The 1,498-nt window shown below is 62.1% G+C and carries 3 protein-coding genes; all 3 read right to left on the bottom strand.

The features are described 5' to 3' along the window. Window positions 1–209 precede the first annotated feature (209 nt). Window positions 210–512: a DUF883 family protein gene (locus tag EOA27_RS36125; protein WP_126082924.1), complete on the bottom strand. Its 303-nt coding sequence runs from the start codon at window positions 510–512 to the stop codon at window positions 210–212. A 92-nt stretch (window positions 513–604) separates the two neighbouring features. After that, window positions 605–1,144, bottom strand: coding sequence for a MerR family transcriptional regulator (locus tag EOA27_RS36120; RefSeq protein WP_042640150.1), 540 nt, complete (start codon window positions 1,142–1,144; stop codon window positions 605–607). A 132-nt stretch (window positions 1,145–1,276) separates the two neighbouring features. Continuing rightward, the coding region (locus tag EOA27_RS36115) for an HU family DNA-binding protein (RefSeq protein WP_127258687.1) at window positions 1,277–1,498 on the bottom strand (222 nt) is incomplete at its 5' end.

Below are 1,498 nucleotides of genomic sequence, written 5' to 3'. Positions count from 1 at the left end.
CTCCTGCCTGGTGCTGCAGCTCGATTGTAAGGGCACCTACACCGACGCCACCGACAAGAACGGCACCGTCTACGGCAAGTGCAGCCACGTCATGAAGGTCGACCCGAAGAGGCGGCTCAAGCTGGCGAACTGATCGCCTGCAGCCGACGGTATGGAAATGGCGGCGGTCGAGGACGGCCGCCGTTTCTGTTTCAGATTCCGTCGATTGATCAGCGGCGGCTGATAAGAAGGCCGGCAAGCAGTCCGACCACGACAAGTCCGACGGCGGCGGTCGTCGCCGGATGGTCGCGCGCCGTCCGCTCGAGCACCCTGCCCCTGCGCCTTATTGCCGGCAGCGCCTCGTGAAGGCGGTCGGCAACTTGCGAGTAATAGTCGGACGCCGCCTCGCGGCCATCCTCATAATAGGCGTCACCGCGGCTGGCCAAAACCTTCTTGAGGTCGTTCAATTGCCGCGAAAGCGCCGCGACCTGCTTGTCGATGTCGAGGTCGGAGAGGGTCGAAAACGATGCCATGCTGATTGTCCTTCTCTTCGAGAAGGCCTAACGCACGGACGACGGGCCAGTTCCGGCGGCCCGACCGCGCGGCATCACGTGGAATGATGCCTTCAACGAACCTGGTCGAGCAGGCGTTTGCATTCCAGCAAGTCGAACAGCGCCTCCTGCAGCAAGGCGCGATTGTCACGCGACAACTTTGAGGCGTCCGGTTGCACCGGACCTTCGTCGTCACTCTTGCCGAGACCGAAGAAACGGCGGCTGGGCTTCACCTTCGGCTGGCCGACGAGCGCATCCTCATCGCCGCGCGGCTGTGCGGCCGCCGTCAGCGGCACCTGCTCGGCTTGACGGCGCTGGGCGATCGCCTCCACCGCGGCCATGTCGCCATTGCCGATGGCGACCAGAAAATGGTTGCCGTTCTCGCGCAACAGCTTCTGCACGCCTTTGATCGTATAGCCCTGATCGTAGAGCATGTGCCGGATGCCCTTGATCAGCTCGACGTCCTGCGGCCGGTAATAGCGACGGCCGCCGCCGCGCTTCATGGGCTTGATCTGGGTGAAGCGCGTCTCCCAGAAACGCAGCACGTGCTGCGGCAGGTCGAGATCTTCCGCGACTTCGCTGATGGTTCGGAAAGCATCGGGGCTCTTGTCCATGGGCCAATCCTCCACACTGGACCACGATCCGGCGCATGATGCCGAATCGCCCCTTATTTCAGCGATTTATGAAGCGATATTCAAGCCCAGCGTCAAAACCGCGGGCGGTTTTCAACCGCATTCGCCAGCAAACTACTTGCCGCCTTTGCCCTTGCTGTTCTGGTGCGAGCGCAGAATCCGGCTCTTGAGCACGTTCGACGATTTGAACGTCATCACCCGGCGCGGCAGGATCGGCACTTCCTCACCGGTCTTGGGATTGCGGCCGATGCGCTCGTTCTTGGAGCGGACGTGGAAGGTGGCAAAAGACGAAAGCTTGACCGTCTCGCCCCGAACGATGGCTTCGCAGATTTCGTC

Origin of the sequence: Mesorhizobium sp. M2A.F.Ca.ET.037.01.1.1, assembly GCF_003998075.1 — a bacterium.
Taxonomy (GTDB): Bacteria; Pseudomonadota; Alphaproteobacteria; order Rhizobiales; family Rhizobiaceae; genus Mesorhizobium.
The sequence above is the reverse complement of the archived record's forward strand: the minus strand, read 5'-3'. Positions and strand labels throughout refer to the sequence as shown.